Below are 18,503 nucleotides of genomic sequence, written 5' to 3'. Positions count from 1 at the left end.
CAGCTCATCGGGACTCTTGAACTCTCGTGAAGCTGTAGTGCCGTTGGCGACATCGAGTTCGGCTTTGGAAACTTAGCCTCGCTTGCCGTCGGTCGTTAGGGCTGCGATGAGATCCGGCTCCGTTTCGGGTGATACGGAATCTTTGACGAACCCGTAGGTGTTGCCGTTAGCGTTCCTCGGATACTCGGGAGTCGGCTTGTTCCGGGAAGACGCGACGGAAGAAACTGAGCCACCCGCGGCTACGGCCATGGACGCGCCAGCTCCTAGGCCCAGAACTGTGCCAAAGTCACGGCAATCCCGTAGCTTCGCTTCGGCATGCTTCTAATACTCATGATTTTCCCTACCAATTTCCCTGGAGAACATGAAAATATTGGGGCGCTTATTTTCTGTTGTATTTTCTGGATATCACCCGGGCGCCATAAATACTCCCACCTGTGTGGCGCCGTCGCTGAGGTAAACAGGAATTTCCCGTGGAGGTCTGGGAAGATTCCTGGCTGCTTCTTCGGGAGTTGTCGGTTCGGTCCCCTGCATCTGTGCCGAGTAGGCGTAGCCCTTTGCTCCGTTCGTGGCTACCACTGCGAGCAAGTCCGGGACGCCGCGCCCTGGTACCTCGACGCCGTAGGTCTCGCCCTTCGCGTTTAGTTCCCATTCGGTGGCAACTTGAGAGACGTACCTGACACTGATTTGCCACCTGTTTCCAGGCTCAGTCGTAATGGTCACCCCTCGTGCTGATGGATCCAAGGGCACGACATACTTTGACCATGCGCCGGGTGTGCCCAAATCTGCCGATGAACACGTGACGTTGGCTCCATCCGGGAAGTTGAACTTACCGACACTGAGGCAGGTCAATTCCACCTCAACCCCGGTAGCCCCTTCCGGGGCTGGTCCAGGGTCCGCTGTTGCTGTGCCGGTGTAGATGGCGGTCGATGGGGTGCTTAGGGCAGCAGTCGTGGGTACACCGGGCGGGGAGAAGAGCCCTGCAGCCGTTGCACCTGCGCCACCCAGCATCCCCGCGCCAGCCAAAGCCCCGGCGAACAAGAACCAACGTCGCCTCTGGGTCCGCGGTTTTGAACTGCTTCGAACCTGAGCAAGGAGTACCTCACGAAGCGCCCGGTCAAATTGCGGATCAATGTGCTTCATGTCGGATCTCCTTTCAGTGCTGGCGAGTGGACGTGAGGAAGTGGCTGCGGCAGCGCAGCCTTCAGCCGCTTGCGTGCGCGGTACATGCGGACCTTTGCGGCCCCCGGTGAAATTCCTATAGCCTCAGCCGCCACCGCCAGGGGCAGCTCTTCGAATACGACAAGGCTGACGAGCCTCAGGTCCAGTGGCTTTAGGACAGTCAGGGCCTGTGCGACCTTCTCAGTCATCAAATCGTGGTTCGAATAAGCCGGGTCCAGCTCCGCTTCGAACGTGTTGTTGCGGGGAATGGCTTCCAGAAGCCTCCGGTGGCGAACCTTTGACCGCTGTAGATTCCTGGCAATGTTTGTGGTCGTCACCAAAAGCCACGGAAGGATCGAGTCGTCAACCAGTCGCACCCTCTCACGACGGCGCCAAAGCTCAAAGAATGCGGCCGCCGTGGCATCCTCGGCATCGTGCGTTCCGACAGTCAGGCGATAAGCATGACGAAACACACGACTGCGGTGACGGTCGTACAAGACACCAAAGGCCTCCGCATCGCCTTTGAGGCTGTCTGCCCACAGGACGCCATCCCCCGGCTGAACGTTCTCCATGCCCTGTATTGTCCGGGAGGCTGCTGATGGTTACACATCGGCAGAAGTTTTTTTGCGAGCCCGCCGCACACTTACCTACTCCCGGCTTCAACCGACGGAGGCCGCCGGCGCTGCGCCGACGGCCCCCGCTCCCGTTTGGATTCCAGGCCGGCGCATCCTCCCGGAGGAACAGGGCACGGCCTGCACGTGTCTGTGGGCACAACAACGTTGGCCCTACGTGCGTAGGGCAAGCCCAGGACAGATTCTCTGCTACTCCCGGTACATCCGTTCCGCATAGGACGGCCCGTAGTAGGTCTCGAGATCTTCCAGCGGCGTCTCCGGCTGGGTGTACGCCTGGGCGAGCACCGCGATGCTAGGAAGGTCTTCGGATTCCCACGTTTCCGGCTGCCACAGGCCGCTGCGCATGAAGGCCTTGCCGCAGTGCGTGAACACTTCCTCCACCGAAACCACGACGGCGGCACGCGGCCGGTGCCCCTTGACCACCATCTGATCGAAGAAGTCGGCGTCACGCACAATCCGAGCTGTGCCGTTGATTCGCAGGGTGTCCGTCCGGCCGGGCACCACGGAGAGGATGCCGACGTTGGGGTTCTCCAGGATGTTGTGGAAACCGAAAGCGAGCTTGTTGCCCGGGCGCTCGGGGATGGCGATGGTGTGCTCGTCCAGGACGTGGATGAAGCCGGCCGGGTCCCCTTTGGGCGAGGCGTCCACGCGGCCGTTCGCGTCCGTCGTCGAGAGGACGCAGAAGGGGCTGGCAGCCAGCCATTGGCGGTCGAATTCACTGAGCGCGGTGCGGACCTTCTTACGCACGCGCTCAAGGGGCAATCCGATCAGGGCTTCGAGTTCATCAGCGGTGGAAATGGTGTCCATGCCCCCAGCCTAACCGGGCAGCTATGGACACTGGTTTCGCCGTGGGCAAACATGGAAGCAATGACCACGAAATCAAACTTGAGCGTAGTAGACTCAACTTTGAAAGTATTGGTCACACTCCAGAAAGGGAGCACTCTTTGGACGTCAAATTCACTACCAAAAGCCAGGAGGCCCTTTCTGCGGCCGCCATGAACGCCTCAACGGCCGGGAACCCCCAGCTGGAGCCGGCGCACCTGCTCAAAGCCCTCATGGACCAGCGGGAGGGTGTTGCCGTGGCTCTTCTGCGTGCCACGGGGGCTGATCCTGATGCGGTGAGCGTGCAGGCGAGCTCGGCCATCAAGGCCCTGCCGTCGTCGTCGGGCACCTCGGTGCAGCAGGCACAGCTGTCCCGCCAGTCCATGCAGGCCATCCAGGCAGCACAGAACGAGGCCGACAAACTCGGCGATTCCTTCGTCTCCACCGAGCACCTGCTGCTGGGGCTCTCCGCCGGAAGTGACGCCGTCGGGAAGTTAATGCGCGACGCCGGTGCCTCCCACGAGGCGCTGCTCGCCGCCCTGCCCGGTGTCCGGGGTGACCGGAAGGTCGACTCCCCGGATCCCGAAAACACCTTCCAGGCCCTGGAGAAGTTCGGCACGGACCTGACCGCCGTGGCCCGTTCGGGCAAGCTTGACCCCGTCATCGGGCGCGACAGCGAGATCCGGCGCGTGGTTCAGGTGCTGAGCCGCCGTACCAAGAACAACCCGGTGCTGATCGGTGAGCCCGGCGTCGGCAAGACCGCCGTCGTCGAGGGCCTCGCCCAGCGCATGGTGGCCGGCGACGTCCCTGAGAGCCTTCGCGGCAAGACCCTCATCGCCCTGGACCTCGCCTCCATGGTGGCCGGCGCCAAGTATCGCGGCGAATTCGAGGAACGGCTCAAGGCTGTGCTTGAGGAGATCAAGAACAGCAACGGGCAGATCGTCACGTTCATCGACGAAATCCACACGGTAGTGGGTGCCGGGGCCACCGGCGAGAGCGCCATGGATGCCGGTAACATGCTCAAGCCCATGCTGGCCCGCGGCGAACTGCGGCTCATCGGTGCCACCACCTTGGACGAGTACCGCGAGAACATCGAGAAGGACCCGGCCCTGGAACGCCGCTTCCAGCAGGTTTACGTGGGCGAGCCCAGCGTCGAGGACACCATCGGCATTCTCCGCGGCCTGAAGGAACGCTACGAGGCACACCACAAGGTCGCCATCGCAGACTCAGCCCTGGTTGCTGCGGCCACGCTGTCCAACCGCTACATTTCGGGTCGGCAGCTGCCTGACAAAGCCATCGACCTCGTGGACGAGGCTGCGTCCCGGCTCCGCATGGAGATCGATTCCGCCCCGGAAGAGATCGACCAGCTCCGCCGCGCCGTCGACCGTTTGACCATGGAGGAACTGGCGCTCCAGAACGAGACCGACCCCGCCTCCGTCGAGCGGCTCGCCGCAATCCGCGCCGACATGGCGGACAAGAAGGAAGAACTCAACGCGCTCAACGCCCGTTGGGAGGCCGAGAAGGCCGGGCTGAACCGCGTGGGTGACCTGAAGGCCAAGATCGACGAGCTGCGTTCGGCCGCCGACAAGCACCAACGCGAAGGCGACCTCGAATCGGCGTCGCGGATCCTGTACGGCGAACTGCCCGCACTGGAACGTGAGTTGAGCGCCGCAGCCGAGGAAGAGTCTGCCCGCGGCGGTTCGAAGCCTGAGCTGATGGTGGCGGAAGATGTCACCGCCGACGACATTGCCGAGGTCATTTCGGCCTGGACAGGTATCCCCGCCGGCCGCATGCTCCAAGGCGAGTCCCAGAAGCTGCTTCACATGGAAGAAGAGCTGGGCAAGCGGCTCATCGGACAGAGCAAGGCAGTGCAGGCCGTTTCCGATGCTGTGCGGCGTGCCCGTGCCGGCATCAGCGACCCCAACCGCCCCACCGGTTCGTTCCTGTTCCTGGGTCCCACGGGCGTCGGTAAGACGGAGCTGGCCAAAGCCTTGGCCGACTTCCTCTTCGACGACGAACGCGCCATGATCCGGATCGACATGTCCGAGTACAGCGAGAAGCACGCCGTGGCCCGCCTGGTCGGTGCCCCTCCGGGATACGTTGGCTACGAAGAAGGCGGCCAGCTCACCGAGGCCGTGCGTCGCCGCCCGTATTCCGTGGTTCTGTTGGACGAAGTCGAAAAGGCTCACCCCGAGGTCTTCGACATCCTCCTGCAGGTTCTCGACGACGGTCGCCTCACCGATGGCCAGGGCCGCACCGTGGACTTCCGCAACACCATCCTGGTGCTGACGTCCAACTCGGGAAGCCAGTTCCTGGTGGACCCGTCGCTGGACGCCAAAGCCAAGCGCGACGCCGTCATGGCAGTGGTCCAGGCATCCTTCAAGCCGGAGTTCCTGAACCGCCTGGACGAGATCGTGCTGTTCGATCCGCTGTCCGTTGAGGAACTCGCAAGGATCGTCGAGCTGCATGTGGCCGAGCTGGGCAACCGTCTCCGCGATCGCCGCCTCAGCCTCGAGGTGACCGACGGCGCCCGCGCCTGGCTCGCGATGTCCGGCTACGATCCCGCGTACGGCGCCCGGCCGCTGCGCCGCTTGGTCCAGCGCGAGATCGGTGACCGCCTGGCCAAGGAGATCCTGGCAGGGGAGATCAGCGACGGCGACACCGTGCTGGTCGATACCGCAGCCGATGTGGACGAGCTCACCATCGAGGGTTTTGAGGCGCTCTCAAACCCCGACGGCGGTGCCCCCGCAGGCACGGGCCTCACCGTCCGCAGGAAGTAAGGCCGTCCGACGCTATTTGTCGAGGAGGTTTTCCTTGATGGTGTTGCCGGAGTCCACCACGATGAAGCAATCAACGCGGCGGTCGCCCCTATCCCAGCTGGTGCTGCTGGGGTACACGTTCTGCTGGAGCAGGATGTAGTTGGCGGCCGCTGTGTTGAGCTTCACTGTTTTACATACTTCCCGGCCCTTGTCCCGCAAAGCGGTGGCGCCGGGGAAGGACTCGTCGGCTCCGTAGCTGAAGACTGCGCCGAGCTGGGCCGAGTGTTCTGTTCCGCACTCCACGGCCCTGGCTTCAGTGGCTTTGGGGTCGAAGCTGGCGAAGCAGTCGCCTACCTGGAAATCCTTGGCGTTCGTGTCGCGGGGAAGGGGTCCGGGGGTGGACGTCGCGCTGGGGCTTGCCACGGAGGCTTCGGGGCGGGTGCCGAGAAGGTTAAGCAGGACCCAGATCACCACCCCGATCAGGACCAGGACACCGAGTACGATTCCACCAATGACAAGGCGCTGACGCTTGATCGGATCGCCGTGCTGCTCGGGCTGCCACTCCTGGCCCATGCCCGGCTCGTGCCCTGGGTAGGGCTGGGTTTGGTAGGGCTGTCCCGCAGTGGGCTGCTGGGGCGGATATGGCTGCTGCCACGGGTAGTGCGGGTCCGTGCCGGTGGGCGCTTCGGCAGCCGCTGAAACGTCGCTGTGAGCGTCGCTGTGAGCAGGGTCGGGAGCGCCGCCGTCGGTGGCTGCGGTAGCCTCGCCGCTTTCCGGTGGCAGCGCGGGGTCCGGCTGCTCGCTCGGATTCGGTACGAAGTCAGGATCAAGCTCGGGTGCCGGATCCGGCTGGAGGCCTGATGGTGTCGTCAGCGGGGCCGAGTGCGGCTGCTCACCGGAAGCCGGGGGAGGTGTTTCGGGCGTGGGGGATGACCCCTCTTTGCCTTGATCGTGTGGCGAACCATCACGCGGTGAGGTGTTGTCCTGGCTCATATTCCGGGGTGTGCCTTTCCTGCTGTGGAGCCGCATTGAGGCCGACTCTACCCAATTTTCGGCGGGCTTGGAGGTCTCTGCCGTTGGTTTTGGCGGTGTTGGCCCCGGACTCGGGGTTGGAGTGGCGCACAGGCACCCCTGAAAGCATGTAATCTAGACATACGACAAATTGACCAAACATTCCGGGGCCTCACCGATAGCCAAGGTGACCACCTCCGGTCCAAGTACAAAAGGGGGTCACGCCATGGGGCGCGGCCGTCAAAAGGCAAAAGCTACCAAGCAGGCTCGGGACATCAAGTACTACTCCCCGAACACTGACTATTCGGCACTTGAGCGGGAGCTCACGGGTCCGTCCAGTCGTGTCAAGAGCCACTTCCCCGACGATCCCCCGGAGCCGGACTATTCGGCCTACGAGGACAAGTACGCGGAAGATGATGACGACGAGGTAGACACCCGCCGTATCGTATAGCTGTCGCAACCAACAGGTGCCGCTGGCACTGAGTTGCGTACCGCCGTCGTACATAAGGTCATCGCGCATCCCCGGATGCCGTACATCTTTTGAAAAGGGCCCTCAGGGCACGCCGCTCATTGGCGTACCCTGGGGGTCCTTTTCTGCGTAGGCTGGAGTTTCCAGCGCAGCATGCGTTGGGTCAACTATCCCGCAGCTGAGTCGGCCAATGAGCCGCGCACAGATGGAAGCAGGAGCACACAGGCACCATGACCACCCGAAACCATTACGCCAGCGGAGAGCCGTGCTGGGCGGACCTGCAGACAAGGGACGTCGCGGCGGCCAAGGATTTCTACCAGCGCGTTTTCGGCTGGACATACAAGGACCTGCCCACCCCCGACGGACGCAGCTACTCCCAGGCCTTCGTGAAGGACCAGCTGGTGGCGGTGATCGCTCCGCAGAACTCCATGCAGGAAGCAGCCGGAACCCACGGCCAATGGAACATCTACCTCGCTGCCACGGACACTGAGGAAGTGGCCGAGGATGCTGCCCATGCCGGGGGGAAGCTCCAGTTCGGGCCGGAGGCTGTCGCCGATACCGGGGTACTGGCGTTCATCGAGGCCGCAGGTGGCGGAACCACCGGTATCTGGCAGGCCGGAACGCACCTCGGCAGCCACCTCTACAACGAACCCGGAGCGCTGGCCTGGGCTGAACTCCTGACGCCCGAGCCCCAGGCCGCCGTCGGATTCCTCCAGCAGCTGTTCGGATACGAGGTCACCGAATACCCGCAGGACGACGGCGGCAGCTACAGCACGCTGATGGTGAACGGTGAGGAAGTGGCTGGCGTGGTTCTTGCCGGAGAGGGCGAGGAAGTCGGATGGCAGGTGTACTTCGGAGTGGACGATGTCCGCAAGGCCGCCGATGCAGCCGTTGCCGCCGGGGGAGAGCTCCTGGTTGAACCCGATGCCCGGCCGGAGGCGGGGTCGCTCGCTACAATCCAGGATCCGCAGGGCGGTGTGCTGAGCCTGATCCAGGTGTGAAGCACAGCGGGCCGTGGCCATTGATGACGCGCATATTCGCTGAGGCCGCGGAAATGGACTGACGCTGCCCGGATGTGGGTGTCGGCAGTCCGGATCCTTGGCACCAACGAATATGGGTGTCGCCAGTGACAGCCCACAAGCAATAAAAAAGAGCGGCCGGGCAGTTGAGACTGCCCGGCCGCTCCTTTTATAAGGCGATATGCCGCTTAGGCGTAGGCGTTCACCAAACGGACAGCGCCGCCGTCGACGCCCTTGGCACCCTGAACGTAGTCCGGGCCGGTCTTGTCGATCGAGTCGCTGTCAGCCGAAACGGCGCCCATGATCCAGGACGGCAGGCCGCGGTCGTTCAGGCGGGCCACGGCGGCGTCTGCTGCTTCGGCGGAAACGATGGCCACCATGCCCACACCGAGGTTCAGCGTGCGCTCAAGGTCGGCCAGCGGGACGTTGCCGAGCTCTGAGACCAGCTTGAAGATGGCCGGGAGTTCCCAGGTGTTGCGGTCCACCGTGGCGACGAGACCCTGCGGGAGGACGCGTGCCAGGTTGGCAGCGAGGCCACCACCGGTGACGTGGCTGAAGCCGTGAACGGCGTTGGCCGAGTGCACCGGGAAGGCGCGGGCCAGGTCCAGGCAGTCAGCTGCGTAGACGCGGGTGGGCTCCAGGAGCTCTTCGCCCAGCGTGCGGCCGAGCTCGGAAACCTGGCGGTCCAGTGCCCAACCGGCGTGGTTGATGACGCGGCGGACCAGGGAGTAGCCGTTGGAGTGCAGGCCCGAGGAAGCCATGCCGATCACGACATCGCCGGCACGGACGCGGTCCGGGCCGAGCAGCGCGTCAGCCTCGACGACACCGGTGGCGGCACCTGCGACGTCGTACTCGTGCTCGCCCAGCAGGCCCGGGTGCTCAGCGGTTTCGCCACCCACCAGGGCGGTACCGGCCACGGAGCACGCAGCAGCGATGCCACGGACGATGTCCGCGATGCGCTCGGGAACAACCTTGCCGCAGGCGATGTAGTCCGTCATGTACAGCGGCTCTGCACCGACAACGACGATATCGTCCACGACCATGCCCACGAGGTCGAAACCGATGGTGTCGTGGATGTCCATGGCCTGCGCGATGGCGACCTTGGTGCCGACACCGTCCGTGGACGTGGCCAGCAGCGGCTTCTTGAAGGTGAGCAGCTTGGAGACGTCGTACAGGCCGGCAAAACCGCCGACGCCGCCAATCACCGACGAGTTGTGGGTCGCCTTGACAGCGTCCTTCATGAGTTCGACGGCGCGGTCTCCCGCTTCGACGTCGACACCGGCCGAAGCGTAGGTGATGCCGGCGGTGTTCTCAGCGGCGGGGGTTGCGGAGGTCATACAGACTCTTTCTTGTCGGCGTCGGTCAAACGATCAGCGTCGGTCAGCAAATTCTCGAATTCGGCGTCAGGCCCGGGATCGCAGCCTGTGGCGCCCGGCTTCTCGGCCGGATCCTCGGAAGCATCCACCGAATCGGCCTCGGCAGCCGGTTCCAGTCCGCCAAGATCGGTCCGTTCCAGCAGGTTCTTGCCGAGCTTGTCCGCGTGCGGCAGCTCGATCGGGTACTTGCCGGTGAAGCATGCCGTGCAGAGGCGTTCGCGCGGCTGCTGGGTGGCGCCGATCATGCCGTCTTCGGAGATGTAGGCCAGCGAGTCAGCGCCGATGGCCTGGGAGATCTCCTCGATGGTGGCGCCGTTGGCGATGAGCTCCGCGCGGGAGGCGAAGTCGATGCCGTAGAAGCAGGGCCACTGGACCGGGGGAGAGGAAATCTTGACGTGTACCTCAGCGGCGCCGGCTTCACGGAGCATGCGTACAATGGCGCGCTGGGTGTTGCCGCGGACGATCGAGTCATCCACCACCACAATGCGCTTGCCGCGGATCACGGATTCCAAAGCGTTGAGCTTGAGCCGGATACCGAGCTGGCGCAGGGTCTGCGAAGGCTGGATGAACGTACGGCCCACGTAGGCGTTCTTGACGAAGCCGTGCGCGAACGGGATCCCGGACTGCTCGGCATAGCCAACAGCGGCGGGGGTACCGGACTCGGGAACCGGGATCACGAGGTCAGCCTCATGGGTGTTTTCGCGGGCCAGCTGGCGACCCATTTCAACACGGGCCTCGTACACGGAGCGGCCGGCAATGGCAGCATCCGGGCGGGCGAGGTAGACGTACTCGAAGACACAGCCGGCAGGGGTTGCCTCGGCGAAACGCTGGGAGCGGACGCCGTCCTCGTCGATCGCGATGAATTCGCCGGGCTCGATCTCGCGGATGAAGCTTGCACCAACGGTCGCCAGACCGGCCTGCTCGGAAGCGACAACCCAGCCGCGTTCCAGGCGGCCCAGGCACAGCGGGCGGATGCCGTAGGTATCGCGGGCTGCGTAGAGGGTTCCTTCATCCATGAAGACGAAGCAGAAGCCACCCTTGATCTTGGGCAGCAGCTCCAGTGCGGTCTGCTCCAGGGTCTTGCCCTCTTCGCCCTCAAGGAGAGCGGTCACCAGTGCGGTGTCGGAGGTGTTGCCCTGCTTCATTTCACCGGTCAGCTGGCCGTCGTTGCGCTCAAGGATCATTTCCCGGAGCTCAGCGGTGTTGGTCAGGTTGCCGTTGTGGGCCAGGGCAACCGTGCCGGTTGCTGTCGCACCGAGGGTCGGCTGCGCGTTGGCCCAGTGGCTTGCACCGGTGGTGGAGTACCGGCAGTGGCCTACGGCCAGGTGCCCGGTGAGGGTGTTGAGCGTCGTCTCGTCGAAGACCTGGGACACAAGGCCCATGTCTTTGTAGACGTTGATGCGCTTGCCGTCACTGGTAGCAATACCAGCCGATTCTTGTCCGCGGTGCTGCAGCGCATACAGCCCGTAATAGGTGAGTTTTGCTACTTCTTCACCGGGAGCCCAAACCCCGAAGACGCCACAAGCGTCCTGGGGGCCTTTTTCGCCGGGGAGAAGATCATGAGAAAGTTTTCCGTCGCCACGTGCCACTGGTCGATTGTCTCATGTTGTGGCCGTGGTACGTTCCCCCGATTCCTATATGACCCCGCGAAGGGGCAAAGATCAGGCGTGTCCGGCCGAAAATGCGGTGTGTCTCACAGTGGCTCCCCTCAAAAGAGGCGGCCCGGGCGCCCGACTTAGCGGACGTCGTCGTTCTCGGGTCCTTCGTCCGGAACCGAATCCGGGACGGCTTCGACGACGGCCCGCTCGGAGCGCTTTACGCTGACGCGGTCCAGGATCAGGGCCAGGACCGAGAAAAGGATGACGCCGCCGCCGGCGCAGACAATCAGGAAGAAGCCAAAGACCGTGCCGGCATCGAATGCGGGGTCGGCCGGGCGGCCGTAGGCGATGATTGCGGCCACGATCGCGCCCACCACCGCGCCCAAAATCATGAAGGGAACGAACTTGGGTGCCCGGCGAACGGTGATTTCGCGGCGGCCGGTGTTGGGGGTGGTGTCCTCTGAAGCCATGTCTTCAAGCGTACCGTTCCTCGCCGATGCGACAGTTGATGCCAATGTTCGCGGGGAACATTGGCATCATCTGTCACATCGGCGGGGCGGGTTAGCTGCCGCGGTACGTCGAGAACGCGAACGGGCTCAGCAGCAGGGGCACGTGGTAGTGCTCGCCGGCGTCGGAAACTGTGAAGTGGAGGTCCACTTCCGGGAAGAACGTCTCCGTGCCCAGGCCTTCGTAATATGCACCTGTGGCGAAGTTCAGGCGGTAGGCGCCACCTGGAATCCGCTCGGGGCCCAGGTTCTTGATCCGGCCGTCGGCGTCGGTTTCGCCCTTGCCCACCAAGGTCCAGTCGTCGCCGTCGCGGACGTAAAGCACGACGGCGACACCCGTCGCCGGGCGGCCGGAACCGGTGTCCAGAATGTGTGTGGTGACTTGTGAAACGCTCATGCGTTGACTCCTTCGCTGATCAGTCCGGAGAGCCGCAGCAGTGCGATCTCCCGCAGCTGGCCGGCCACGATTGTGTCTTCTTCTTCGGGGGTGTGGGTGAGGCGTTCCTGGAGGGCGGCGAGCATCTCCTGTGCGCTGCGGCCTGCAGCACGGATCAGGAAGACCCTGTCGAACTTCTCCTCGTACGCGCGGTTGCCTTCGGCCAGCGCTGCTGTTGTCTGGCTGTCACCCGGGTCCACACCGGCCTGCTCCGAACGCGACATCGCGGCTTCGGTGGTTTGGGCCTTGGGTCGTTCACCGATCCGGGGGTGGTGGGCCATGGCTGACTCCACTTCGGCAGGGGTGAACGGCTCAGCGGCGCGCTGGGCCTGTCCCAGGAGATCGTCGACGTTGGCGTAGGGGCGCGCGTCAACGATGGTTTCCACCCAGCGGCTGATGTCCAGGCAGGGGGTCAAGGTCCTGATGGCCTCGTCCCGGTCAGCCGTGTTGAATACTGCAAGCTCCATGCTTGTCATCCTCGTGCAAAATGCTGGCATCCATGGTGTGGGCTATGCGGAACTCCCGCTTTATCGGGAGGAAGTCTGGTGCTTCAAGCTTCCGCATCATGGAACTGTTATTTCAGCATACGTAATTCAGTTAAGCCGAGCGGCCCGCCCGGTGTCAAGAGACTACCTCGCGATGACGCCGTGTGCGCACTGTCAGGTAGAGCCGATGCGCGGTGATGACCAAGGCCAACCAGGCGATGCCGATGGCCCACGCGGCCAGAACGTCGGTCAGCCAGTGATGGCCAAGATAGACGCGGCTCAAGCCCATGGTGAAGGCGAAGGCTGCCGCCACGACCACCGTGACCACCCGTGCCCGCGTGGTGTTGAGCCGCAGGATGATCAGGTAGGCCACGATGCCTGCGATCACGATCGAGTTTAGGGAGTGTCCGCTGGGGAAGGAGGCTGAATGCTCATAGGGCGGAATTGCGTCGGCTTGGTCGGGGCGGGTCCGGCCGAAGATCGGCTTGCCCAGGATGGTGATCACCAGGGAGCCCAGTCCGGCCGCGAGCATCAGGATGACGGGTGTCCATGAGCGGCGCCGTGTGGCCAGGAAGATCATGATGCCCACGGCAATGATGGGCATGCCCACAGTGCCGCCGACATTTGTGTAGGCCGTGATGGCCGCGTCCGCAGCGGGGGACCGGACCGACTTGGCAGCATCCAGAACGGGGTGGTCGAAGCCTGCGACCCCATCCGCTTCGGTCACTGACTCATACACCTCGCCGAACGCCCAGGCCAACGTCAGGGTGACACCCAGGCCCACCGCCAGGGTGATGATGAGTGCGGCATATGGGCCCAGGAGTCCGGTGACCCATTCGGCGCCCCGGGCCAAGGTCCGGCCGGCGGGGGACTTCCAGCGCGTCAGGTCCTGTCCGGCAACGAAGCGGTCCTGGTGCACCTCGCCCCGGATGCCCTTTTCTGCGGGCCCGTTTCCTTCAGTCGTCACTTGCGTCCCCTATCGTGGCGGCTTCGGTATTGGTGAGTAACCTTAGCAGTTTGGATTCGGGGGAAGCTGGGGGCGGGTCACGGTGCCGGATGGCCCACTTTGACCACCAGCGTCTCCCGGGGCTGGAGCTCGCTGCCGTCCGGGCCCAGGGGGCGAAGCTGCGGCACCGGCTGACCCGTGGCCGGGGTGACCAAGACGGAGTGGCGTTCGTTGGTGCCGAAGGCGTTCCGCTCGCCCCATTGCCGGAGGCTGAGGATCAGCGTGAAGAGGTCGAGCCCGGCACTTGTGAGTTCGTACTCGCTCCGTGTTCCTCGATCGTTGGGAATCCGGGCGAGGATCCCCCTGTCCACTAGGAGTCGCAGGCGGTCCGAGAGGATGTTCTTGGCCACGCCCAGGGACTTCTGGAACTCCGAGAACCGCCGTTTGCCGTCCAGTGAGTCCCGGATGATCAGCAAGGTCCACTTATCGCCTACCAAGTCAGCCGCCCTGGCGACGGGGCACTCGGGGTCTGTCCAGTCCATGTCGATTGGTTGCAACATGAAACCATTCTGCCATAGGATCATATGGTTGCATATTGAAACCATCTAGCGGGAGGCGCTCTATGAGGAACGGCATTCAGACAAGCACCCCGGCGGGACTGGGCCGTCGTCACTTGCTGTTGCTCGCCGTCGTCGCCGGGTTCATGGTGTCGAACCTCTACTACGGACAACCCCTGCTTGAACGCATCGGAGCGGATGTGGGAATTCCTGTTGCCGGCGTGGGCTGGGTGGTGGCGTCGGCCCAGGCCGGGTATCTCCTCGGCCTGGTCCTCGTGGTGCCGCTGGGTGACTTGGTGAACCGCCGGGCACTCATCGCCTTGCAGATCGGGGCCACCTCGGCAGGAGCCACGGCCGTAGCCCTGGCGTCCTCCCCGGCTGCCCTTCTCGTCGGCTTCTTGCTCCTGGGCCTGGCATCGTCCGTCGTGCAGACCATCGTGGCGTTCACCGCCGCCTCAAGCACCCCCGCGCAAAGGGGAGGAAACATCGGAACCGTCACTGCCGGCGTCGTGAGTGGCATCATCCTGGCGCGGACAGTGGCGGGAGGCATGACGGATCTCTGGGGTTGGCGCTCGGTCTACGTCCTCGCGGCCGGAGCTGGGGCGGTCCTCGCCGTCGCGGTCTTCCGTGCCCTGCCGTCCGACAACCGCGACCGGGGAGAGGTGCGCTACTGGCGGCCCGTTTGCTCCGTCGTCGTGCTGACCCGGAACAATCCCGTATTCCGCACCCGGGCCCTGATTACCATGCTGCTCTTTGCGTCCTTCGGCGTGCTGTGGAGCGGTATGTCGCTGCTCCTGGGCAGCCCGGCCTGGAACCTGCCTCCGGGTGCTATCGGGCTCTTCGGGCTGGCCGGGCTCGTGGGGATACTGGCGGCGTCCAAAGCCGGTGCTGCGGCGGACCGTGGCTGGGGGCAGCGCGTCACAGGGGTGAGTTTGGCGGCGCTCCTGGGTTCATGGCTCGCCTTGTCCATGGGAAGTTGGTCGCTGCTGTGGTTCATCGCCGGAATCATCGTCCTCGACGCCGCTGTCCAGGCTGTCCACGTCAGCAGCCAGACCATGATCGTGGCCGGGGCTGAAGAGTCAGCCAGCAGCATTATTGGGAGCTACATGGTGTTCTATTCAGTAGGCAGCGCGGCTGGGGCTGCGGCTGTAGCGCCGGTGTTTGACGCCTGGGGCTGGGCTGGAGCCAGCGTGCTCGGGGCGGTCTTCGTATTGCTTGCGCTCGCGGTGTGGGGTGCGGACAGGGTCCGGCACGCCAAGAAGCCGGCGGGCTTGGTTCGCAACAGCCAAGGTTAGGCGGAGACTAGCTAGGTGAAATAGGGAGTGCTCGGCTGGCCAAGTTCCTCAGAGAACCGGTCAGTACGTTGCTGCCTTTGACTTGCACGACACAGGTCGTATCGTCTGCCGAGGTGCGTGACAGGACCTCAAGCTTAGTCCCGTATCGACTGAACGCGTTGTCGGTATACACCTCAGCTTGGGCTCTGCAGTCCGTTTCAGCCAGTCCAGGATCCGGATTGGAATACACGATCTCGGCCGTGTGCGGCTGATCACAGCTCACGTCGCGTTGTGAGAACCGGTCAGAACACCGTCTCAGGACGGCATGATCCCGACCTGAGAGTCCGTCTTTTATCCTTACTCCCAGCCCGTCCGGCAATGCTACGAGGCAGCCGACCCCTTCTACCGTCTTCGGCTGTAGGTCGACCCGGAGGGTGTCCAATGGTGCTGCACCTCCTGCATAGGACATCAGTGCATCCTGGGTGCAGGGGCCTTCCGCTGAAATCAACTCTGCTGAGTGTGCCCTGTCGCAAGATACCGGGTTCCAGGAATCGTCCAGGCAGGGCCCAGCAGGGCTGGTGGATGCGCTTGGGCCTGGTACTGGAGATTCCCGGCTTTCCGCCACAATGCTGGATGATGCTGAACTTTGCGGCGAAAGGTTATTTGCGCCGAGCCCCCATGAAGGCCCAAAAAACTGCAATACGAACGTCGCAACTGCCACCACAAGGGCTCCAATAGTTGCCAGCGCTGCCCAAGTCGCCAAATTCGGGCGCGGAAGCCCGCTCTTCTTACTGCTGTCGGGCGACCGTTCAGGCGGGGTGGGGATGTTCATGAGGTCAGTCGAGGGTGACGTCAGAAACCACAGCCAGGATGGACTTTGAATCCTGATTTGGCGTCTTATCCAGTGACAGTTCGATCTTCAACGCATTGACATTCTTTGCCGGGACTGAGATTTCCTGGATGGTGTTGAACGGCACTTTCCTGACATCCAATTGCTTGCCGTTACCCACAACCCTGACAACGAGTATTTTGTCCGAAGACTTGGAATCGTTGGCTTGACCGACGTTGAAAGACAAAGTGTCGAAGTTGTTCGCCAGCCGGAGCTCAAGCATCTGGGCATCGCCGTAGCCGCTGATGGTAGTGGCGATACCGCTGACTCCCGATTTATCCGCGACATCGAATCGGTTCTCCGTCCAATTGCTTTCAGGCTCGAAGAAGTTGGACAGTGACAAACTCGAACCTGCCTTCTCCGTGGAAACTGCACCGGAGGAAGCCGAAGCGCCGGAAGAGCTGGAAGGCGTTGCTCGCGCCGAAGAGGAGGTTTTGGATGGTGTTGGGTCGCTGCTTGAAGAGCTTGCTGAGGAAGGGGACGAAGAATTTGTTGCGCTGGGGCTGGAAGCAGCCGGGTTTGACGAGCTGGGCGCAGCCGGAGCGGCGGCGGGGGGCGCTGAACATGATGAAGTTGCAATGGCCGCCGCAAGGAGAAAGACAGCTTTCAGACCCACGTTATGTTTTTTCAAAAGATCCCCGATTCTTTCAGCATGCGGCACGGAATCAGGCTTACGCCCATCTTGGTCCCGCTCGCGTATGGCATTCCCCGAACTAAGGCCATGATGCCATCCGACCGGTAAAACCCTCGATATTCTGCGAATTATGTCGATGGTGCATACCGCTCAAACAGACCAGTCGATTGCTGAACCAAACCCTGATCAGCCTGAACCTCGGCATAGCGGTTCGCTCCGCCCAGCATGCTGGGGCAGAATGACCTCAACCAGCTGAAGGAGTTCGCCATGCCAGACATTCTGACGTCCAGGTTCCTGTTCGGTCCCGGCCCGAGCAATTGCTACCCCGAAGCCATGGCCGCGTTGGCGTACCCCGTACTGGGTCATCTCGACCCTGTGTTCATCGAGCGCCTCGACCACACTTGCGAGGGACTCCGAACCGTCTGGGGCACCTCCAACGCGCGTACTCTTCCGTTGAGTGCCACCGGTTCAGGCGGGATGGAAGCAGCCTTCGTGAACACAGTGTCCGACGGCGACGTGGCAGTCATCGCTGTCAACGGACTATTCGGGGTGCGCATGTGCGAGGTCGCCCGGCGCTGCGGGGCAACGGTTGTTCGCGTGGATCACGAGTGGGGCCAGCCTGTGGACGCCGACCGCGTTCTCTCAGCGCACCCCAATCCCAAGGTCATCGCCGCGGTTCACGCCGAGACCTCCGTGGGTGTGCTCTCCGACATCGCTGCCCTCGGTGCTGGCAAGGGCGACGCCCTGCTCATCACCGACGCCGTCACGTCCATCGGCGGACTGGAGCTGTTGGCAGACGACTGGGGGATCGACGTCGGATACGCCGGAACCCAGAAGTGCCTCGGCGTTCCGCCGGGCCTCTCGCCGTTCACGGTGTCCGACCGCGCCTTCGAACGCCGTGTCAAGGACCCCCGCTCCTGGTACCTCGACATTGGCCTGCTCGGCGGTTACGTTGGCGCGGCGAGCGGAGCCCGGACGTACCACCACACTGCGCCGGTCACGATGATCGCAGGCCTCGAAGCCGCACTGGACCGCATCCTGGCGGAGGGCCTGGACGTTGTGCAGGCGCGGCACCGGGCGGCGGGCGCCGCTTTGCAGGACGGGTTGCAGGAAATGGGGCTCGAGCTGTTTGCCGCCGAGGGCTCCCGACTGCCGAGCCTCACCACGGTCAAAGTGCCCGACGGCGTCAACTCGGCTGCCGTCCGCGCCTACCTCCTGGAGAACTTCAGCATGGAGATCGGCTCGGGGGTTGGGGAGTTCGCGGATACGGTGTGGCGCATCGGCATGATGGGCCCGAACGCCAACAGTGCCTCGGTGACCCTGGTGCTCGGTGCGCTGAAGGAAGCGATCGTCAAGGCCTGACGCTCGCTCACATCCCGCGTGCTTGAACTCGACGCTTCCTCACATCCCGCGTGTTTGGTCCTGACGCTTGCTCACGTTCCTCGGGTTTGGTCCTGACGCTTGCTCACGTTCCTCGGGTTTGGTCCTGACGCTTGCTCACATCCCGCGTGTTTGGTCCTGACGCTTGCTCACATCCCGCGTGTTTGGTCCTGACGCTTCCTCACATCCCGCGTGTTTGGTCCTGACGCTTGCTCACGTTCCTCGGGTTTGGTCCTGACGCTTGCTCACGTTCCTCGGGTTTGGTCCTGACGCTTGCTCACATCCCGCGTGTTTGGTCCTGACGCTTGCTCACATCCCGCGTGTTTGGTCCTGACGCTTCCTCACATCCCGCGTGTTTGGTCCTGACGCTTCCTCACATCCCGCGTGTTTGAACTCGACGTCTGCTCGTCTTCCGGGCCGTTCTGCGGTTACCTGGACACCCGGTTCACTGGAACGCTCGACGGCGGATCCTCCGAGCGCTTCCACGCTGCGTTGCGCTTGGCGAAGGGTCAAGAAAACGCGTTGCGGCTCAAAAGCCGAGGTTGTGACGGA

18 protein-coding genes are annotated in these 18,503 nt (G+C 63.5%); 6 read left to right on the top strand and 12 right to left on the bottom strand.

The window, feature by feature from the left end; genetic code table 11:
* Positions 1–405 precede the first annotated feature (405 nt).
* The 3 genes from PYR64_RS16265 to PYR64_RS16255 all read right to left on the bottom strand — a co-directional run bounded on the left by PYR64_RS16265 (position 406) and on the right by PYR64_RS16255 (position 2,597).
* Positions 406–1,140, bottom strand: coding sequence for a peptidase M56 family protein (locus PYR64_RS16265; protein WP_156524764.1), 735 nt, complete (start codon positions 1,138–1,140; stop codon positions 406–408).
* Complete coding sequence (locus PYR64_RS16260; RefSeq protein WP_275776345.1) at positions 1,137–1,730, bottom strand: sigma-70 family RNA polymerase sigma factor; 594 nt, start codon at positions 1,728–1,730, stop codon at positions 1,137–1,139. The genes PYR64_RS16265 and PYR64_RS16260 overlap by 4 nt, the downstream gene beginning before the upstream one ends.
* A gap of 249 nt (positions 1,731–1,979) precedes the next feature.
* The gene (locus PYR64_RS16255; RefSeq protein ID WP_055972618.1) at positions 1,980–2,597 is read right to left on the bottom strand and encodes a pyridoxamine 5'-phosphate oxidase family protein; all 618 of its coding nucleotides are present in this window, start codon (positions 2,595–2,597) and stop codon (positions 1,980–1,982) included.
* A gap of 137 nt (positions 2,598–2,734) precedes the next feature.
* Here PYR64_RS16255 and clpB point away from each other — a divergent pair, with 137 nt between their 5' ends.
* Positions 2,735–5,392, top strand: coding sequence for an ATP-dependent chaperone ClpB (clpB, locus tag PYR64_RS16250; RefSeq protein ID WP_018778325.1), 2,658 nt, complete (start codon positions 2,735–2,737; stop codon positions 5,390–5,392).
* 12 nt (positions 5,393–5,404) lie between these two features.
* On the opposite strand, the gene PYR64_RS16245 is transcribed toward clpB, so the two are convergent.
* Entirely contained in the window at positions 5,405–6,364 is a 960-nt protein-coding gene (locus tag PYR64_RS16245; protein ID WP_275776342.1) for a septum formation family protein, read from the bottom strand.
* Positions 6,365–6,608: 244 nt separating this feature from the next.
* Here PYR64_RS16245 and PYR64_RS16240 point away from each other — a divergent pair, with 244 nt between their 5' ends.
* Together PYR64_RS16240 and PYR64_RS16235 are read left to right on the top strand one after the other, a co-directional pair.
* Positions 6,609–6,833, top strand: coding sequence for a DUF3073 domain-containing protein (locus PYR64_RS16240; protein WP_018778327.1), 225 nt, complete (start codon positions 6,609–6,611; stop codon positions 6,831–6,833).
* Positions 6,834–7,081: 248 nt separating this feature from the next.
* A complete protein-coding gene (locus PYR64_RS16235; RefSeq protein WP_275776338.1) occupies positions 7,082–7,852 on the top strand; it encodes a VOC family protein in 771 nt (256 codons plus the stop codon).
* 206 nt (positions 7,853–8,058) lie between these two features.
* Here PYR64_RS16235 and purM read toward each other — a convergent pair whose 3' ends face one another.
* The 7 genes from purM to PYR64_RS16200 form a co-directional block, all read right to left on the bottom strand.
* Entirely contained in the window at positions 8,059–9,207 is a 1,149-nt protein-coding gene (purM, locus tag PYR64_RS16230) for a phosphoribosylformylglycinamidine cyclo-ligase (RefSeq protein ID WP_275776336.1), read from the bottom strand.
* Positions 9,204–10,835, bottom strand: a complete 1,632-nt coding sequence (purF, locus tag PYR64_RS16225; RefSeq protein ID WP_055972604.1) for an amidophosphoribosyltransferase — start codon at positions 10,833–10,835, stop codon at positions 9,204–9,206. Before purF ends, purM begins: the two co-directional genes overlap by 4 nt.
* A 146-nt stretch (positions 10,836–10,981) precedes the next feature.
* Positions 10,982–11,314 (bottom strand): hypothetical protein, encoded by a 333-nt coding sequence (locus PYR64_RS16220; RefSeq protein WP_018778331.1) that lies wholly within the window; start codon positions 11,312–11,314, stop codon positions 10,982–10,984.
* 91 nt (positions 11,315–11,405) lie between these two features.
* Positions 11,406–11,747 carry a hydroxyisourate hydrolase gene (gene uraH, locus PYR64_RS16215; protein ID WP_018778721.1) on the bottom strand — a complete coding sequence of 114 codons (342 nt, stop codon included), beginning with the start codon at positions 11,745–11,747 and terminating at the stop codon, positions 11,406–11,408.
* Positions 11,744–12,253: a 2-oxo-4-hydroxy-4-carboxy-5-ureidoimidazoline decarboxylase gene (gene uraD / locus PYR64_RS16210; RefSeq protein ID WP_275776331.1), complete on the bottom strand. Its 510-nt coding sequence runs from the start codon at positions 12,251–12,253 to the stop codon at positions 11,744–11,746. The genes uraH and uraD overlap by 4 nt, the downstream gene beginning before the upstream one ends.
* Positions 12,254–12,407: 154 nt before the next feature.
* Entirely contained in the window at positions 12,408–13,238 is an 831-nt protein-coding gene (locus PYR64_RS16205; RefSeq protein ID WP_189076690.1) for a phosphatase PAP2 family protein, read from the bottom strand.
* Between the two features lie 77 nt (positions 13,239–13,315).
* A complete protein-coding gene (locus PYR64_RS16200) occupies positions 13,316–13,777 on the bottom strand; it encodes a helix-turn-helix domain-containing protein (RefSeq protein ID WP_189076689.1) in 462 nt (153 codons plus the stop codon).
* 62 nt (positions 13,778–13,839) lie between these two features.
* On the opposite strand from PYR64_RS16200, the gene PYR64_RS16195 reads away from it, so the two are divergent.
* The gene (locus PYR64_RS16195; protein ID WP_189076688.1) at positions 13,840–15,069 is read left to right on the top strand and encodes an MFS transporter; all 1,230 of its coding nucleotides are present in this window, start codon (positions 13,840–13,842) and stop codon (positions 15,067–15,069) included.
* Between the two features lie 815 nt (positions 15,070–15,884).
* Here PYR64_RS16195 and PYR64_RS16190 read toward each other — a convergent pair.
* The gene (locus tag PYR64_RS16190) at positions 15,885–16,280 is read right to left on the bottom strand and encodes a hypothetical protein (protein WP_055972591.1); all 396 of its coding nucleotides are present in this window, start codon (positions 16,278–16,280) and stop codon (positions 15,885–15,887) included.
* On the opposite strand from PYR64_RS16190, the gene PYR64_RS16185 reads away from it, so the two are divergent.
* Positions 16,267–16,662 (top strand): hypothetical protein, encoded by a 396-nt coding sequence (locus PYR64_RS16185; protein WP_156369769.1) that lies wholly within the window; start codon positions 16,267–16,269, stop codon positions 16,660–16,662. The two genes, PYR64_RS16190 and PYR64_RS16185, sit on opposite strands and share 14 nt — an antisense overlap.
* A 176-nt stretch (positions 16,663–16,838) precedes the next feature.
* Entirely contained in the window at positions 16,839–17,933 is a 1,095-nt protein-coding gene (locus PYR64_RS16180) for an alanine--glyoxylate aminotransferase family protein (protein ID WP_275776324.1), read from the top strand.
* Positions 17,934–18,503 lie beyond the last annotated feature (570 nt).

Source organism: Paenarthrobacter sp. Y-19 (assembly GCF_029223985.1).
GTDB lineage: Bacteria > Actinomycetota > Actinomycetes > Actinomycetales > Micrococcaceae > Arthrobacter > Arthrobacter nicotinovorans.
Note: the sequence above shows the minus strand (reverse complement) of the source record. Positions and strands in the feature narration are given on the sequence as shown.

What these genes read in the sequence shown, in the direction of transcription:
- PYR64_RS16260 (WP_275776345.1), bottom strand. Translation starts at nt 1,730, where the DNA reads ATGGAGAACGTTCAGCCGGGGGATGGCGTCCTGTGGGCAGACAGCCTC.
- PYR64_RS16265 (WP_156524764.1), bottom strand. Translation starts at nt 1,140, where the DNA reads ATGAAGCACATTGATCCGCAATTTGACCGGGCGCTTCGTGAGGTACTC.
- PYR64_RS16235 (WP_275776338.1), top strand. Translation starts at nt 7,082, where the DNA reads ATGACCACCCGAAACCATTACGCCAGCGGAGAGCCGTGCTGGGCGGAC.
- PYR64_RS16180 (WP_275776324.1), top strand. Translation starts at nt 16,839, where the DNA reads ATGCCAGACATTCTGACGTCCAGGTTCCTGTTCGGTCCCGGCCCGAGC.
- PYR64_RS16220 (WP_018778331.1), bottom strand. Translation starts at nt 11,314, where the DNA reads ATGGCTTCAGAGGACACCACCCCCAACACCGGCCGCCGCGAAATCACC.
- PYR64_RS16240 (WP_018778327.1), top strand. Translation starts at nt 6,609, where the DNA reads ATGGGGCGCGGCCGTCAAAAGGCAAAAGCTACCAAGCAGGCTCGGGAC.
- PYR64_RS16255 (WP_055972618.1), bottom strand. Translation starts at nt 2,597, where the DNA reads ATGGACACCATTTCCACCGCTGATGAACTCGAAGCCCTGATCGGATTG.
- PYR64_RS16195 (WP_189076688.1), top strand. Translation starts at nt 13,840, where the DNA reads ATGAGGAACGGCATTCAGACAAGCACCCCGGCGGGACTGGGCCGTCGT.
- uraD (WP_275776331.1), bottom strand. Translation starts at nt 12,253, where the DNA reads ATGGAGCTTGCAGTATTCAACACGGCTGACCGGGACGAGGCCATCAGG.
- purM (WP_275776336.1), bottom strand. Translation starts at nt 9,207, where the DNA reads ATGACCTCCGCAACCCCCGCCGCTGAGAACACCGCCGGCATCACCTAC.
- uraH (WP_018778721.1), bottom strand. Translation starts at nt 11,747, where the DNA reads ATGAGCGTTTCACAAGTCACCACACACATTCTGGACACCGGTTCCGGC.
- PYR64_RS16200 (WP_189076689.1), bottom strand. Translation starts at nt 13,777, where the DNA reads ATGTTGCAACCAATCGACATGGACTGGACAGACCCCGAGTGCCCCGTC.
- PYR64_RS16245 (WP_275776342.1), bottom strand. Translation starts at nt 6,364, where the DNA reads ATGAGCCAGGACAACACCTCACCGCGTGATGGTTCGCCACACGATCAA.